This is a genomic window from Streptomyces sp. NPDC029956 (genome assembly GCF_055574655.1).
The window spans coordinates 132591-148027 of record NZ_JBVHZJ010000004.1; the positions used below are offsets into that span (position 1 = coordinate 132591).

The following is a 15437-nucleotide window of genomic DNA, read 5'->3' on the forward strand; positions in this document are numbered from 1 at the left end:
GTGGGCGGGGGCGGGCTCGGACTTGTGTAGAGTGGCATTACCGACGCGGGGTGGAGCAGCTCGGTAGCTCGCTGGGCTCATAACCCAGAGGTCGCAGGTTCAAATCCTGTCCCCGCTACGAGAAGAAAGGGGCCCGGCATCAGCCGGGCCCCTTTCGCATTCCTCCGGCCCCGAACTCGATCCCCCGCACCGGAGTGCCTCCGAACTCGGCCCCGAACCCGCGTCTCTGCCCTCCGGGCCTCCGGCCTCTGCCGCGCGGCTGCCCGGCCTCTGCCGCGCGGCTGCCCGGCCTCGGCCTCACGGCCCCCTGACCGCGACCCGGGCTGCAGGTGTGCGAGCTACCTCACACCCCACACGGTCAGTCCACCCGAGGCCGCATGCCGCACCCCGTCACATCGGGGGAAAACGAAACGGTCGGCATCGTGATCACGATGCCGACCGTTCCTACTGGTGCGCGAGGGGGGAGTTGAACCCCCACGCCCTTTCGGGCACTGGAACCTGAATCCAGCGCGTCTGCCTATTCCGCCACCCGCGCATTGGGTGTGCTCCGGACACTCTCACTTTTCGGTGCGAGCGCCTGGCGACATCAGAAGATTAGCACGTCGCAGACCGTGGATTCACATCCGTTGTTTGGCCTCCGCTCACGCAGACCAAGGTGAGGGAGGGACAGATGCTCGTAGGGGGGAAGGAGGGTCGGGAAGGCCCCCGGGAGACGGGGAGAAAGGGAGACGCGAAGGAAGCCAGAGGGATGAAGGGGAGGAAGAGGGAGAAGAGGGAGGAGGGTCAAGAAGAGGGATGCATCACCCGGAACCCGTCCGGGGCCGCCCCCCGAACCAGCCCCGGCTCCACGCCGATCCGCCCCGAACCAGCCCCGAACCCGCTCCAGAGCCGCCCCGAACCAGCCCCACACCAGCCCCGAACCCGCTCCGAAACGGCCCCGAACCAGCCCCACACCAGCCCCGAACCACCCCCGGATCCACCCCGAACCGGCCCCGAACCGGCCCCGAACCGGCCCCGAACCCCCCAAGACCTCGACCGAGCCCCCGCTCCCACAGCCGGGTGCGGGACACTGTCCACAGGCCGCCTCTACGATCCGTGGGGAAAGCCTGTGAGAGGTGACACTCGTCCACAGGGCAGAGAAGGGGAACCAGCCGATTTCCCGACGCGTGGATACGATCAGTAAGCAGTACCAGGACGACAACGACGGAGGAGGTGCCCTATGGGAGTCATGAAGCGTTTCGAGCAGCGTCTCGAAGGTCTGGTCAACGGCACCTTCGCCAAGGTCTTCAAGTCCGAGGTCCAGCCGGTCGAGATCGCGGGCGCGCTCCAGCGGGAGTGCGACAACAACGCGCAGATCTGGAACCGCGAGCGGACCGTCGTCCCCAACGACTTCATCGTGGAGCTGAGCGCGCCGGACTACGAGCGCCTCAGCCCCTACTCGGGTCAGCTCGGCGACGAGCTCGCCGGCCTGGTCAGGGACTACGCGAAGCAGCAGCGGTACACCTTCATGGGACCGATCAAGGTCCACCTGGAGAAGGCCGAAGACCTCGACACCGGTCTTTACCGCGTCCGCAGCCGCACCCTGGCGTCGAGTACGTCACAGTCCCAGCCGCCCGCGGGCGGCCAGCAGCAACCCCACCAGCAGCAGGGCCAGGGACAGGGCCGCGGCGGATACGGGTACCCCCCGGCCGGCGCCCCGCCCATGCCCGCCTCCCCGCCTCCCGGCGCTCCCGGCCACCGGCCGGGAGCCGCCGCCGCAGGCCGTCCGGCGGCCCCCGGCCCCGGTACGCACGGGGGAGCGGGCGCCCAGGTGCGCCACTGGATCGAGATCAACGGCACCCGCCATCAGATCTCCCGCCCGACCCTGGTCCTCGGCCGCAGCACCGACGCGGACGTGAGGATCGACGATCCCGGCGTCTCCCGCCGGCACTGCGAGATCCGGACCGGAACGCCCTCGACGATCCAGGATCTGGGTTCCACAAACGGCATCGTGGTGGACGGGCAGCACACCACCCGCGCTACGCTCCGCGACGGCTCGCGGATCGTCGTGGGCAGCACCACCATCGTTTACCGGCAAGCCGAAGGGTGAAGCGGGGGCAATGTCAGAGCTGACCCTTACGGTCATGCGGTTGGGTTTCCTGGCCGTTCTGTGGCTGTTCGTCATCGTGGCCGTTCAGGTCATCCGCAGCGACCTCTTCGGTACGCGGGTGACCCAGCGCGGTTCACGGCGCCAAGAGGCGCGACCCCAACAGCAGCAGCAGGCGCGGCAGGCCGCCGCGCCTCCGCAGCAGCGCGGCCAGCAGACCGCGGGCGGTGGTCGGCAGCGCCGCGGCGCCCCGACCAAGCTGGTCGTGTCCGAGGGCACCCTCACCGGCACGACCGTCGCCCTCCAGGGACAGACGATCACGCTGGGCCGGGCCCATGATTCGACGATCGTGCTGGACGACGACTACGCGTCCAGCAGGCACGCCAGGATCTATCCGGACCGGGACGGCCAGTGGATCGTCGAGGATCTCGGGTCCACGAACGGCACGTATCTCGACCGGGCCCGCCTCACCACCGCCACACCCATTCCGCTGGGCGCGCCGATCCGCATCGGCAAGACCGTCATCGAGCTGCGGAAGTAGTGCTACATCATGAATAGGCGCGAGCGGAGCGAGCGAGTCGGGACGGTCCCCGCCAAAGGCCGTGCCGGGCTCCCGACCGGAGCGACTGGAGCGACCGGTGTGACCGGAGCGACCGGAGGGTGGGCAGTGTGGGTCGAGACCGGCTGTACCCCGATGCAGCGTCGACAGGGCAGGTGCGCATGACTCTGTCCCTGCGATTCGCCGCGGGCTCGCACAAGGGCATGATCCGCGAGGGCAACGAGGACTCCGGCTACGCCGGCCCCCGGCTGCTCGCCATCGCGGACGGCATGGGCGGCCAGGCCGCCGGTGAGGTCGCCTCCTCCGAGGTGATCTCCACCCTCGTCACGCTCGACGACGACGTCCCCGGCTCCGACATCCTCACCTCGCTCGGTACGGCGGTGCAGCGCGCCAACGACCAGCTCCGGATGATGGTCGAGGAGGATCCGCAGCTCGAAGGCATGGGCACCACGCTCACCGCCCTGCTGTGGACCGGCCAGCGACTCGGTCTGGTGCACGTCGGCGACTCGCGCGCCTATCTGCTGCGCGACGGTGTGCTGACCCAGATCACCCAGGACCACACCTGGGTCCAGCGGCTCGTCGACGAGGGCCGGATCACCGAGGAAGAGGCCACCACCCACCCGCAGCGCTCGCTCCTCATGCGCGCGCTCGGCAGTGGCGACCACGTCGAACCCGACCTCTCCATCCGTGAGGTCCGGGCCGGCGACCGCTACCTAATCTGCTCCGACGGCCTGTCCGGCGTGGTCTCGCACCAGACGCTCGAGGACACCCTCGCCAGCTACCAGGGCCCGCAGGAGACCGTGCAGGAGCTGATCCAGCTCGCCCTGCGCGGTGGCGGCCCCGACAACATCACGGTGATCGTCGCCGACGTCCTGGACGTCGACGGCGGCGACACCCTCGCCGGTCACCTCAGCGACACCCCGGTCATCGTGGGTGCGGTCGCCGAGAACCAGGCCGCCCAGCTGAACGACGGCGGGGCGATGCAGACCCCGGCAGGCCGCGCCTCCGGACTCGGTCGCCCGGCCCCGCACCAGCAGCCGCCCGCCGGCGGGTTCGGCCCGCCCGGAAGCGGCGACGGCCACGGCTACGGCGGAATGCCCCCGGAGGGCTCCTTCGAGTCGTACACCGACGACGACTTCGTGAAGCCGCGCAAGGGCCGCAAGTGGCTGAAGCGCAGCTTCTTCCTGATCCTCGTCCTCGCGATCATCGGCGGCGGTCTGTACGGCGGCTGGCGCTGGACGCAGACCCAGTACTTCGTCGGGTCCAAGGACCAGCACGTGGCGCTGTACCAGGGCATCAGCCAGGACCTGGCCTGGGTCTCGCTGTCGAAGGTCGAGAAGGACCACCCCGAGATCGAACTCAAGTACCTCCCCGCGTACCAGCAGAAGCAGGTCGAGGACACGATCACGGGCGGCAGCCTCGCCAAGGCCGAGACGAAGATCGCCGAGCTGGCCGTGCAGGCCACGGCCTGCAAGAAGACCGCGGAGCGCCGCGCGGCCGCCGAGAAGGCGGCCGACCAGGCGAGCAAGCCGCCGGCCGAGACGCCGGACGGCGCCGCCACCCCTGACCCCAAGCCCACCACAGCCGCTCCGACCCCGGGTCCCACCCTCACCGCGGAGGAGCAGAAGCTGGCCTCGAACTGCGGCAAGCAGTAAGCACCCGTAGGGGGCCTTTCACCACCATGAGCGTTGTCACCAACACGACCACCATCGGCGCGATCGAGGCGCCGAGCCGCCGCAACACCGAGCTGGCGCTGCTGGCGTTCGCCGTCATCATCCCGGTGTTCGCCTACCTCAACGTGGGCCTGGCCATCGACGGCAAGGTCCCGGCCGGCATGCTCGGGTACGGGCTCGGGCTCGCCCTGCTCGCGGGCGTCGCCCACCTCGTGGTGCGGAAGTGGGCCCCGTACGCGGACCCGCTGCTGCTGCCCCTGGCGACCCTGCTCAACGGCATGGGCCTGGTGCTGATCTGGCGGCTCGACCAGTCGCCGCGGCTGATCGCGAAGTCCATTCGGGACTTCGGGAGCTTCAGCCCCGACGCGCCGAAGCAGATGCTGTACTCGGCGATCGGCATCGCCATGTTCGTGGGCGTGTTGCTGCTGCTCAAGGACCACCGCGTCCTCCAGCGCTACACATACATCTCCATGGCGGCGGCCCTGGTCCTGCTCCTGCTGCCGCTCGTTCCCGGCCTCGGCACTCCGGTCTACGGTGCCAAGATCTGGATCAACGTCGCCGGATTCTCCATCCAGCCCGGTGAGTTCGCGAAGATCGTGCTCGCGGTCTTCTTCTCCGGATATCTCATGGTGAAGCGGGACGCCCTCGCGCTGGCCAGCCGCCGCTTCATGGGTCTCTACCTGCCGCGCGGACGCGACCTGGGTCCCATCCTGACCATCTGGGCGATCAGCCTTCTCATCCTGATCTTCGAGAACGACCTCGGCACCTCTCTGCTGTTCTTCGGCATGTTCGTGATCATGCTGTACGTGGCGACGGAGCGGACCAGCTGGATCGTCATGGGTCTGGGCATGTCGGTCGCCGGCGCGGTCGGCGTGGCCTCCTTCGCGAGCCACGTCCAGGCACGTGTCGACGCCTGGGCCGACCCCTTCGCCTGCGCCAAGACGGTCGCGGCCTGTGACCAGATGACCCAGGTGCTGATGTCGTTCGGCTCCGGCGGCATCCTCGGCACCGGCCTCGGCCAGGGCAACTCCGACCTCATCGGCTTCGCCGCGAACTCCGACTTCATCTTCGCCACGGTCGGCGAGGAACTCGGTCTCGCCGGTGTGATGGTCTTCCTGCTCATCTACGGGCTGATCATCGAGCGCGGTGTCCGCACGTCACTGGCCGCCCGCGACCCCTTCGGCAAAATGCTCGCGATGGGGCTCTCCGGCGCCTTCGCGCTCCAGATCTTCGTCGTCGCCGGCGGTGTGATGGGGCTCATCCCGCTCACCGGTATGACGATGCCGTTCCTCGCGTACGGCGGATCCTCCGTGATCGCCAACTGGGCCCTGATCGGCATCCTGATCCGGATCAGCGACACCGCGCGCCGCCCCGCGCCCGCGCCCGCCCCGTCCCCCGACGCCGAGATGACCCAGGTGGTCCGTCCGTGAACAAGCCGCTGCGGCGGGTCGCGATCTTCTGCGGCCTCCTCGTCCTCGCCCTGCTCCTGCGGGACAACTGGCTCCAGTTCGTCCGTGCCGACGAGCTGAACACCCATGCGTCGAACAAGCGCGTCCAGATCGAGCGGTACGCCAACGTCCGCGGCAACATCATCGTGGACGGCAAGCCGATCACCGGCTCCGTCGACTCCAAGGACCCGTTCTACAAGTTCAAGCGCACCTACACCGACGGCCCCATGTGGGCCCCGGTCACCGGTTACGCCTCGCAGGCCTACGACGCCAACCAGATCGAGAAGATCGAGGACGGCATCCTCACCGGCAACGACGACCGGCTCTTCTTCGACCGCACGCTCGCCATGTTCACCGGCGAGAAGAAGAAGGGCGGCGACGTCGTCACCACCCTCAACGGGGCGGCGCAGAAGGCCGCCTTCGAGGGCCTCGGCAACAAGACCGGTGCCGTCGTGGCCATCGAGCCGTCGACCGGCAAGATCCTCGCGCTCGCGTCGACCCCCTCGTACGACCCTTCCTCCTTCGCCGGCTACTCCGCCAAGGACGAGAAGGCCTGGGTCGCGCTGGAGAGCGACAAGAACAAGCCGAAGCAGAACCGTGCGATCCGTGAGATCTACCCGCCCGGTTCCGTCTTCAAGGTCGTGACCGCCGCCGCCGCTCTGGAGAACGGCAAGGTCAAGGACATCGACGCGGCGACCGACACCCCCGAGGGCTGGAAGATCCCCCTCTCCAACCGGGAGATGGTCAACCACGCCAAGGGCTGCGCCAACGCCAGCCTGAAGCGGGCCCTCGACATCTCGTGCAACTCGGTCTTCGCGAAGCTCGGCGACGACGTCGGCCGCGACAAGATGGTCGAGATGGCGGAGAAGTTCGGTTTCAACGCCGAGCAGTTCACCCCGGTCCGCTCCTCCGCCTCGGTCTACGACAAGAACGCCGACCGCGGTGGAAACGCGCTCTCCTCCATCGGTCAGTTCAACACCGCGACCACCCCGCTCCAGATGGCGATGGTCACAGCGGCGATCGCGAACGACGGCAAGCTGATGAAGCCGTACATGATCGACGAGCTGCGCGCCCCCAACGTCGACCTGCTCAAGAAGACCGAGCCGGAGGAGATGAGCCGCCCGGTCTCGCAGGAGAACGCGCAGCTGCTCCAGCAGATGATGGAGAGCGTCGTCACCAACGGCACCGGTGGCAAAGCCGACCTGAACATGGACGGCGTGAAGGTCGGCGGCAAGACGGGTACGGCCCAGCACGGCGACAAGAACGCGAAGCGCCCCTACGCCTGGTTCATCTCGTACGCGAAGACCGCCGAGGGCTCCCCGGTCGCGGTCGCCGTGATCGTCGAGGACTCGGCGGGCACCTCGCGTGAGGACATCAGTGGTGGTGGTCTCGCCGCCCCCATCGCGAAGGCCGTGATGAAGGCCGTCGTGAAGACCCAGGGCTGACGTCTCGACCCCGTGCGTGCCAGGTACCGGTCAGGTATCAGCTACCGGCCCCGGGCGGAACGTCTTCGCGGGGCCGGTACCGTATCCGCGAACAGCACACACCGCCGGACCACCCATGGGTGCGGTCGGGACAGACGGAGAGGGCTGGATTAGCTATGGAAGAGCCGCGTCGCCTCGGCGGCCGGTACGAGCTGGGCTCGGTGCTCGGCCGTGGTGGCATGGCCGAGGTGTACCTCGGACAGGACACCCGGCTCGGCCGCACCGTCGCCGTGAAGACGCTCCGGGCCGACCTGGCCCGCGATCCGTCCTTCCAGGCCCGGTTCCGCCGTGAGGCACAGTCCGCCGCCTCGCTGAACCATCCGGCGATCGTCGCGGTCTACGACACCGGCGAGGACTACGTCGACGGGGTCTCCATCCCGTACATCGTGATGGAGTACGTCGACGGGTCGACGCTGCGTGAGCTGCTGCACTCCGGGCGCAAGCTGCTGCCCGAGCGCACCCTCGAGATGACGGTCGGCATCCTCCAGGCACTGGAGTACTCGCACCGCGCCGGCATCGTGCACCGTGACATCAAGCCGGCGAACGTCATGCTGACGCGCACCGGCCAGGTCAAGGTCATGGACTTCGGCATCGCGCGCGCCATGGGCGACGCCGGCATGACCATGACGCAGACCGCCGCGGTGATCGGCACGGCCCAGTACCTCTCCCCCGAGCAGGCCAAGGGCGAGCAGGTCGACGCCCGCTCCGACCTGTACTCCACGGGCTGCCTGCTGTACGAGCTCCTCACGGTCCGTCCCCCGTTCATCGGTGACTCCCCGGTCGCGGTCGCGTACCAGCACGTCCGCGAGGAGCCGCAGCCGCCGAGCAACTTCGACCACGAGATCACGCCCGAGATGGACGCCATCGTCCTCAAGGCGCTGGTCAAGGACCCCGACTACCGGTACCAGTCCGCGGACGAGATGCGCGCGGACATCGAGGCGTGCCTCGACGGTCAGCCGGTCGCGGCCGCCGCCGCGATGGGCATGGGCATGGCCGGCGCGCCCGCGTACGGCGGGGGCTACGGCGGCTACCCGGAGGACCAGCCGACGACGGCGCTGCGCCAGGCCGACCCGGCGGGTCAGACCTCGATGCTGCCCCCGATCAACGCGGACGACGGTGGCTACGGCTACGACGACCGTCCGGACCGCCGTCGTGGTGGGCAGAAGAAGTCGAACACCTCGACGATCCTGCTGGCCCTCGCGGGGATCCTGGTACTCGTCGGCGCGATCTTCATCGGCGTCTCGCTGTTCGACAAGAAGGAGGGCACCCGGCAGGTCGCCGTCCCGCAGCTGGTCGGTCAGACGGTCGCGGTGGCGACGGAGCGGGCGACCAACGCGGAAGTGAAGGTGCAGGAGGCCGGCACCGAGCGCTGTGACCAGCCGAAGGGCACCATCTGCCGCCAGGTCCCGATCGCGGACGGCACCGTGAAGATGGACACCGGTGCCACGGTCCAGGTGTTCGTCTCCGAGGGCGCGCCGCTCGTGGAGGTTCCGGACGTCCAGGAGCAGTCCCAGGAGCGCGCCGAGCAGTCCCTGAAGGACAAGGGCTTCAAGGTCAAGGTCGAGCAGCAGGAGTCCGACGAGGACCCCGGCACGGTCCTGCAGCAGAACCCGGACGGCGGCACCAAGGCGGAGACGAACTCCGAGGTGACGATCACCGTCGCGAAGCAGAAGCTGCTGCAGCTTCCCGATGTGAAGACGCGGAGCTACGACCAGGCCGTTCAGCAGCTGAACGGGGTCGGCTTCAGCAACATCAACAAGGAGGAGGTCGACTCCGACCAGCCCGCGGGCACCGTCGTCGACCAGACTCCGACCGGCCCCTCGGACCAGTCCAAGGAGACCCAGATCACTCTGAAGGTCTCCAAGGGCCCGCAGCAGACCCAGGTCACGATCCCTGGCGACCTGGCCAACCGGCCCTTCAAGGACGTCAAGGCGCAGCTCGAGGCGCTCGGCCTGGTGGTCGTCCAGCAGGGTTCGGACAAGGAGGACGCCACGGTCTTCACCACGACCCCGGCCGCGGGTGCGCCGGTGAAGGCCGGGGACACCGTCCACGTCTTCACGATGGGCGGCGGCGGCAATCCGGGTGGCAACCCCGGTGGCGGAGACAACAACGGTGGCAACGGCTTCTTCGACTGACGCCCCCCGCGACCGTCCGGTGCAGTCGGGCCGGTCGATCCGTTCGAAGGGGAGAGCCCCGGCATCCACTGGATGCCGGGGCTCTCCCCTTGTTCCCTTTGTTCCCTTGCGGGTCGCGGTGACGTTTCCCGCTCTGCTCGCCTCAGCGAAGCTCCGCCGGAGGCGTCCGGTCGCGGTCGACCTTCTCCGTGCGCACCAGTTCGCCCCAGACGATGTACCGGTAGTCGGAGGTGTACATGGGGGTGCAGGTGGTCAGGGTGATGAACCGGCCGGGCTTCGTCTTCCCCGACTCCTCGGGGACGGGCTGGAGGACGTTCACGTTGTACTTCGTGGTCTCCGGCAGGGTCTTGTAGACCTTGTAGACGTACCAGGTGTCCTTGGACTCGAAGACGATCGGGTCGCCGTTCTTCAACTTGTGGATGTTGTGGAACTTGGCGCCGTGTCCGTCCCGGTGCGCGGCGAGCGTGAAGTTGCCCTGCTTGTCCTGCGGGAGCGCGGACTTGATCGGGTCGGTGTAGTAGCCGGCGACGCCGTTGTTGAGGATGGCGCTCTTGGTGCCCTGCTTGACGAGGACCTCGCCGTTGTTCATCGCCGGCACGTGGAGGAAGCCGATGCCGTCCTTGGTGTCGAGCGCTCCGGGACCGTCGGCCCAGCGGTCGCGGACCTGGGCGCCGTCCTGGTCGGCGGCGCGGTCGGCGAGGACGTTGGTCCACCACAGGGAGTAGACGACGAAGAGGCCGAGCACCAGGCCCGCAGTGATGAGGAGTTCGCCGAAGAAGCTGATGACTCCGGCGATCCGATTACGCACGCGTGCCACTAGGTCGTCCCGTCGTCCCGTCCGGAGGTGTGGGGTCTCAGCCTACGAGCGCTTTCGGCTTTCCCTCACTGCGCGGGCGTTCCTCGACCAGCCTGCCCCACACGATCATGCGGTACGTGCTGGTGAACTCGGGCGTGCAGGTGGTCAGGGTGATGAACCGGCCGGGCTCGGTGAAGCCGGAGCCCTTCGGCACGGGGTCGATCACGGAGACGTTCGAGGGCGCGGTCTGCGGCAGGATGCTCGCCATCTCGTAGGTGTAGTACGCGTTCCGGGTCTCGACGACGATGGGGTCGCCGGGCTGTAGCCGGTTGATGTAGCGGAACGGTTCACCGTGGGTGTTGCGGTGGCCGGCGACGGCGAAGTTGCCCTGCTTGTCGGAGGGCATGGCCGTCTTGAGCTTGCCGTCGGCGTAGTGGCCGACCATGCCCTTGTCGAGGACCTTCGCCTTGTTGATGCCCTCGGCGACGGGGACGACGACGTCCAGCTTGGGGATGTGCATGATGGCGAAGCCCTCGCCGGGTTCGAACGCGCCCGGCTTGCTGTCGTCCTTGGCGGCGTCGTCCTTGGCCCAGGTGTCCTCGATCTGCTCCTTGGCCCGGTCGGTCTCCTGGCCGGCGAGGACGTTCGTCCACCACAGCTGGTAGGTGACGAAGAGCAGCATGACGACGCCGAAGGTGATGAAGAGTTCGCCGACGGCGCGGCTGGCGATGACGCCGACGCTGTCCTTGGCGGCGCGGGCGGCGCGCCGGGCCTCGACGCGGGAGAGCGGCGCCGCGGGCGGTCCGCCGGGCCGGTCGCCGGGCGTGGTGGCGGGCTGGCCGCCTCGACGGCTCTTGCCGCGGCCGCCGCCCTTGGCCGCGCGGCGGCGTTCTGCCCGTCCGGGCCCGGGAAGGGGCTCCACGGCCTCCAGGACCGTCGTGTCGCCCAGGGAGGGCGGCGGGGCCTCAGGCGCCTCGTGCGGCTCGTACGGGGGCGTGTAGGCGTCCTTGTGGGGAGTCTCGCGGGGAGCGTCGTAGGTGGGCTCGTACGGGGGCTCGTAGACGGGCTCGGGCTCCGGGTACGCCTGCACGGGCTCCGCGTACGTCCGCGGGGGTTCCCGGTACGCCTGCGCGGGGTCCTGGTAGGGCTGCTGGGGCTCCTGGTAGGCCTGCTCGGTGTACGGGTACGGGGCCGGAGCCGGTTCCTGGTAAGCCGAGGGGACCCCGTAGGGGTCCGCGGGTATCGGCTCGGGCTCCGGCTCGTTCGTCTCCCGGAACCACGGAGAGCCCGTCGTCACGCGACGGCCTTGCCCACCACCGGGGCGAGCCCCGCCGACCGTCCGACCGCCCCCTTGTCGCCGCACTGCTCCAGCCAGTTGGCGAGCATCAGGTGTCCGTGCTCGGTCAGGACCGACTCGGGGTGGAACTGGACTCCCTCGACGGGAAGTTCGCGGTGGCGCAGGCCCATGATGATGCCGTCCTCGGTCCGCGCGGTGACCTCGAGCTCGGCCGGCAGGGCGGCGGGCTCGGCGGCGAGCGAGTGGTAGCGGGTCGCGGTGAACGGCGAGGGCAGCCCGGCGAAGACGCCCTGCCCCTCGTGGGTGACGAGGGAGGTCTTGCCGTGCAGCAGCTCGGGCGCCCGGTCGACGACGCCGCCGTACGCCACGGCCATCGACTGCATGCCGAGGCAGACGCCGAACACGGGCACGCCGGTGGCCGCGCAGTGCCGGACCATGTCGATGCAGACCCCGGCCTGTTCGGGCGCGCCGGGGCCGGGCGAGAGCAGGACGCCGTCGAAGCCGTCCTGGGCGTGACTCAGCTCGACCTCGTCGTTGCGGAGGACTTCGCACTCCGCGCCGAGCTGGTAGAGGTACTGAACGAGGTTGAAGACGAAGCTGTCGTAGTTGTCGACGACGAGAATTCGCGCGCTCACTGGCCGTCCACCGTCACATCGTTGAACGGAAGCAGCGGCTCCGCCCAGGGGAACACGTACTGGAAGAGGGCGTACACGACCGCGAGGACCAGCACGATCGAGATCAGGGCCCGCACCCACGCGTTGCCCGGCAGATGCCGCCAGATCCAGCCGTACATGACGTCGACCGCCCCTTCTGTTCGTTACGGGGACCAGAGTACGGGGCGAGGGGACCGTGGGGGGTCAGCTGTCCAAAGCCTGTGGACGGCCGTCGGCGACCGGCCTGGTGGCGTCGAGGTGTGCCCAGACGACGAGCCGGTGACTGCTGCCCCACTCGGGTTCGCAGGTGGTGAGGGTGAGATAGCGGCCGGGCCCGTCGAATCCGGACTTCGCGGGCACGGGGTCGATGACGCCGACGTCGGTGGGCACGGTCCGGTGGGGGGTGCGGTCGACGCGGTACGTGAACCAGGTCGTCCCGTCGGTGAGGACGATCGCGTCGCCCTTCCGCAGCCGGGGGAAGTCCTTGAAGGGGTCGCCGTAGGTCCGGCGGTGGCCGGCGACGGCGAAGTTGCCGGTGGCGCCGAGGCGGGCGGTGCCGGCGTAGTGGCCGAGTCCCTTCTTCAGGGTGCCGACCTCGGTGCCCTGGAGGACGGGCCACTTCCAGTCCTTGCCGAGCCGGGGGACGTATATGACCGCGATGCCCCGGCCGGGGGCGTACGGCGCGGCTCGGGGAGCGGGTGCGGCGGTCCGGACCGGGGTGCCGGTCCACTCGCGCTGGAGGGTGTCGATCTGGCCGGCGCTCGCGCTCGCGGCCTGGACCCCGGTCCAGTACAGGACGTACACGACGAAGAGGACGATCAGGGTGCCGACGGTGATGCACAGCTCGCTGAAGGTCCTCACGACGAGACGCAAGCGCCCCTCCCGCGGTCGGCTGCCGGCGGCGTCACCCCGGCTGCGCGGGTGGTGTCAGCCCACCGGCTTCGCTTGGTGGAGGTCCACTGTGCCCGAGTACCCGGGAAGAGTCACCGCCCTGTGCTCGTCGACTTTCCAGCCGAGCCCGTACGCCTTCACGTACAGCTGGTAGTTCTGGATCGCCGGGGAGTCGGCGAGCGCCCTGTTCAGCTTGCCCCGGTCGCCGACGGCGGTGATCTTGTACGGGGGCGAGTAGACGCGGCCCTGGAGGATCAGGGTGTTGCCGACGCAGCGCACGGCGCTGGTGGAGATGAGTCGCTGGTCCATCACGCGGATGCCCTCGGCGCCGCCCTGCCAGAGCGCGTTGACGACGGCCTGGAGGTCCTGCTGGTGGATGACCAGGTCGTTCGCCTGCGGCTCGGGGTAGCCGGGGGCGGCCTGGGCGTTCGGCGGGGCGTCGTCGAGGGTGACGGTGAGGCCGGAGCCGGAGACCTCGGTGGTGCCCGCCGCCGCCTCGAGCGCGTCGAGTCTCGCGTCCTCCGCGCGCGTGGAGCCGTCGTCGCGGGCGGCGAGGGAGTCGACCTGGGAGCGGAGGGCGGAGGTGGACTCGTCGAGGCCCGCGTTCTTGTGGCTGCGCTCCTCGATCAGGTCGGAGAGCCGCAGGAGTGAAGCGTCGGTGCGGATGTTGGTGCCCTTGGCGGTGTTGAAACTCGTGACGAAGATCAGTCCGGCGAGGGCGAAAACGGCAAGGGTGAGCACCCGGACGGGGCGCCACCTCGCGGTGCGGCCAGGTCCTTCGGGAGTGCCGGCGGAATTGCTCAACGTACCCTGATCCCCTTCGGTGCCGCGGAACCACTACGCTAACGGACGCCTGGGGGACGCAGTCGTCCTCCTTCGTCACATCCCGGCGCCAGCCACAGTTCCCTGCGCGGTCACGCAGCGCATCGACAGGAGAGTCCCTCGTGCCGAAGTCACGGATCCGCAAGAAGGCCGACTTCACGCCCCCGCCCGCGAAGCAGGCCACCACGATCAAGCTGACCAACCGCAGCTGGGTGGCGCCTGTGATGCTCGCGCTGTTCGCCATCGGTCTGGTGTGGATCGTGGTCTTCTATGTCACCGACGGATCGATGCCGATCGAGTCGATCCGGAACTGGAACATCGTGGTGGGCTTCGGCTTCATCGCGGCCGGCTTCGGTGTCTCCACACAGTGGAAGTAGCGAGGAACAGCAGGGGTACGGCGGCCGTTTAGCGCCCGTACCGGCTGCTCGTCAAGCTCTCCCCTGAACTTATCCACAGCGTTGTGCACAGCACTGGATAACTTACGAAGATCTGTGGATAACTCGCACGAGGTTGACGCCGGTATGACCGGAATCACCCTCGCCGGAGACCACAACGCCCCTCGCCTCCCTGGAGAAACACCAGGTCAGAGGCGAGGGGCGCGGTCTTTCCCCACAGAGTGGGGAGAGATCGCCACGCACTGTGGATAACTCTGGGGAAAGCTCACAGGGAAGCTCGTCCACAGCCCTGTGCGCTCAGGTGAGCGCCGCGGTGCGGGCCAGCACGATCCCCAGGTCGAGCAACAGCACCAGAGCCAGCGCCCCGTACTGCACGAGGTCCCGGCGCGCCCTCGGCGCGTGCACGAGCGCGTACGTCACCACGACGCCCGCGACCAGACCACCGACGTGGGCCTCCCAGGAGATCCCCGGTCGGGTGAATGTCATGAGCAGCGACAGGGCCACGAAGAGGATCACCGGCCGCATGTCGTGGCGGCGCCGGCGGGCGAGCACCACCCAGGCACCGATCAGCCCGTAGACGACGCCGGAGGCGCCGAGCGAGGGCTGGTTCTGCGCGGCGACGAGATAGGCCAGCACGGAGCCGGAGAGACCGGAGAGCAGACACAGGGCCGCGTACCGGATCCGGCCCAGCTCGGGCTCGACGATCCCGCCGATCACCCACAGGCCCAGCACGTTGAAGAGGATGTGCCAGACCTCCTGATGGAGGACGGTCGAGGTCAGCAGCCGGTACCACTCGCCGTCGGCGACCCCGACGAGCTCCCCGAGCGCCGGGCTGTAGGCGTAGCCGATGAGCACGAGTTCGTCGACGAGCCGGTCGCCGAACACCAGGACGGCGAGGTAGACCGCGAGGTTGATCCCGATGAGGATCTTGGTGACGAGGCGGTCGTCGGCCGCGACCCGGCCGCCCGCGAGCGTCCGCGGCTGGTTGGCGTCGGCGGCGTGGCCGGTCCCCGAACCGCTGCGCACGCAGTCGGGACACTGGAAGCCGACGGAGGCGGAGACCATGCACGCGGGGCAGATCGGCTTCTCGCAGCGCGTGCAGCGGATACCGGTCTCCACCTCGGGGTGGCGGTAGCAGCGCGGCGGACCGGCGTGCGCGCTCTCGGAGGGTTTCGGATCCATGAGAGGTGCCGTTCCC

14 protein-coding genes and 2 tRNA genes are annotated in these 15437 nt (G+C 69.0%); 8 read left to right on the forward strand and 8 right to left on the reverse strand.

Features of this window, described 5'->3' with window-relative positions:
• Window positions 1–44 precede the first annotated feature (44 nt).
• Window positions 45–118 (forward strand) — tRNA-Met (locus ACZ4XX_RS04440).
• 330 nt (window positions 119–448) lie between these two features.
• Here ACZ4XX_RS04440 and ACZ4XX_RS04445 read toward each other — a convergent pair.
• Window positions 449–535 (reverse strand) — tRNA-Leu (locus ACZ4XX_RS04445).
• Window positions 536–1219: 684 nt separating this feature from the next.
• Between ACZ4XX_RS04445 and ACZ4XX_RS04450 the strand changes: the two genes are divergently transcribed.
• The 6 genes from ACZ4XX_RS04450 to pknB all read left to right on the forward strand — a co-directional run bounded on the left by ACZ4XX_RS04450 (window position 1220) and on the right by pknB (window position 9385).
• On the forward strand, window positions 1220–2089 hold the full coding sequence (locus ACZ4XX_RS04450; protein ID WP_468506486.1) for an FhaA domain-containing protein: 870 nt from the start codon (window positions 1220–1222) through the stop codon (window positions 2087–2089).
• Window positions 2090–2099: 10 nt separating this feature from the next.
• Window positions 2100–2627, forward strand: a complete 528-nt coding sequence (locus ACZ4XX_RS04455; RefSeq protein ID WP_468506487.1) for an FHA domain-containing protein FhaB/FipA — start codon at window positions 2100–2102, stop codon at window positions 2625–2627.
• A 179-nt stretch (window positions 2628–2806) separates the two neighbouring features.
• Window positions 2807–4300: a Stp1/IreP family PP2C-type Ser/Thr phosphatase gene (locus ACZ4XX_RS04460; protein WP_468506488.1), complete on the forward strand. Its 1494-nt coding sequence runs from the start codon at window positions 2807–2809 to the stop codon at window positions 4298–4300.
• Window positions 4301–4326: 26 nt separating this feature from the next.
• On the forward strand, window positions 4327–5748 hold the full coding sequence (locus ACZ4XX_RS04465) for an FtsW/RodA/SpoVE family cell cycle protein (RefSeq protein ID WP_468506489.1): 1422 nt from the start codon (window positions 4327–4329) through the stop codon (window positions 5746–5748).
• Entirely contained in the window at window positions 5745–7211 is a 1467-nt protein-coding gene (locus ACZ4XX_RS04470) for a peptidoglycan D,D-transpeptidase FtsI family protein (RefSeq protein ID WP_468506490.1), read from the forward strand. Before ACZ4XX_RS04465 ends, ACZ4XX_RS04470 begins: the two co-directional genes overlap by 4 nt.
• A 155-nt stretch (window positions 7212–7366) precedes the next feature.
• Window positions 7367–9385, forward strand: coding sequence for a Stk1 family PASTA domain-containing Ser/Thr kinase (gene pknB / locus ACZ4XX_RS04475; protein WP_468506491.1), 2019 nt, complete (start codon window positions 7367–7369; stop codon window positions 9383–9385).
• Between the two features lie 142 nt (window positions 9386–9527).
• Here pknB and ACZ4XX_RS04480 read toward each other — a convergent pair whose 3' ends face one another.
• From ACZ4XX_RS04480 to ACZ4XX_RS04505, 6 genes are all read right to left on the reverse strand, one after another.
• Window positions 9528–10202, reverse strand: coding sequence for a class E sortase (locus ACZ4XX_RS04480; RefSeq protein ID WP_468506492.1), 675 nt, complete (start codon window positions 10200–10202; stop codon window positions 9528–9530).
• Window positions 10203–10239: 37 nt separating this feature from the next.
• Window positions 10240–11478: a class E sortase gene (locus ACZ4XX_RS04485; protein ID WP_468506493.1), complete on the reverse strand. Its 1239-nt coding sequence runs from the start codon at window positions 11476–11478 to the stop codon at window positions 10240–10242.
• Window positions 11475–12113 carry an aminodeoxychorismate/anthranilate synthase component II gene (locus tag ACZ4XX_RS04490; RefSeq protein WP_017240376.1) on the reverse strand — a complete coding sequence of 213 codons (639 nt, stop codon included), beginning with the start codon at window positions 12111–12113 and terminating at the stop codon, window positions 11475–11477. Before ACZ4XX_RS04490 ends, ACZ4XX_RS04485 begins: the two co-directional genes overlap by 4 nt.
• Window positions 12110–12271, reverse strand: a complete 162-nt coding sequence (locus ACZ4XX_RS04495; RefSeq protein ID WP_024760376.1) for a hypothetical protein — start codon at window positions 12269–12271, stop codon at window positions 12110–12112. Before ACZ4XX_RS04495 ends, ACZ4XX_RS04490 begins: the two co-directional genes overlap by 4 nt.
• Before the next feature lie 64 nt (window positions 12272–12335).
• Window positions 12336–13004: a class E sortase gene (locus ACZ4XX_RS04500; protein ID WP_468506494.1), complete on the reverse strand. Its 669-nt coding sequence runs from the start codon at window positions 13002–13004 to the stop codon at window positions 12336–12338.
• A 54-nt stretch (window positions 13005–13058) separates the two neighbouring features.
• On the reverse strand, window positions 13059–13826 hold the full coding sequence (locus tag ACZ4XX_RS04505; RefSeq protein ID WP_468506495.1) for a DUF881 domain-containing protein: 768 nt from the start codon (window positions 13824–13826) through the stop codon (window positions 13059–13061).
• Between the two features lie 140 nt (window positions 13827–13966).
• Between ACZ4XX_RS04505 and crgA the strand changes: the two genes are divergently transcribed.
• On the forward strand, window positions 13967–14221 hold the full coding sequence (gene crgA, locus ACZ4XX_RS04510) for a cell division protein CrgA (protein WP_351894796.1): 255 nt from the start codon (window positions 13967–13969) through the stop codon (window positions 14219–14221).
• A 315-nt stretch (window positions 14222–14536) separates the two neighbouring features.
• On the opposite strand, the gene ACZ4XX_RS04515 is transcribed toward crgA, so the two are convergent.
• Entirely contained in the window at window positions 14537–15421 is an 885-nt protein-coding gene (locus ACZ4XX_RS04515) for a rhomboid family intramembrane serine protease (RefSeq protein ID WP_468506496.1), read from the reverse strand.
• Window positions 15422–15437: the final 16 nt, after the last annotated feature.

Bases quoted from the DNA above. Each gene is read 5' to 3' on its own strand.
- ACZ4XX_RS04460 (WP_468506488.1), top strand. From the start codon at position 2,807: ATGACTCTGTCCCTGCGATTCGCCGCGGGCTCGCACAAGGGCATGATC.
- ACZ4XX_RS04515 (WP_468506496.1), bottom strand. From the start codon at position 15,421: ATGGATCCGAAACCCTCCGAGAGCGCGCACGCCGGTCCGCCGCGCTGC.
- ACZ4XX_RS04450 (WP_468506486.1), top strand. From the start codon at position 1,220: ATGGGAGTCATGAAGCGTTTCGAGCAGCGTCTCGAAGGTCTGGTCAAC.
- ACZ4XX_RS04495 (WP_024760376.1), bottom strand. From the start codon at position 12,271: ATGTACGGCTGGATCTGGCGGCATCTGCCGGGCAACGCGTGGGTGCGG.
- ACZ4XX_RS04465 (WP_468506489.1), top strand. From the start codon at position 4,327: ATGAGCGTTGTCACCAACACGACCACCATCGGCGCGATCGAGGCGCCG.
- ACZ4XX_RS04455 (WP_468506487.1), top strand. From the start codon at position 2,100: ATGTCAGAGCTGACCCTTACGGTCATGCGGTTGGGTTTCCTGGCCGTT.
- pknB (WP_468506491.1), top strand. From the start codon at position 7,367: ATGGAAGAGCCGCGTCGCCTCGGCGGCCGGTACGAGCTGGGCTCGGTG.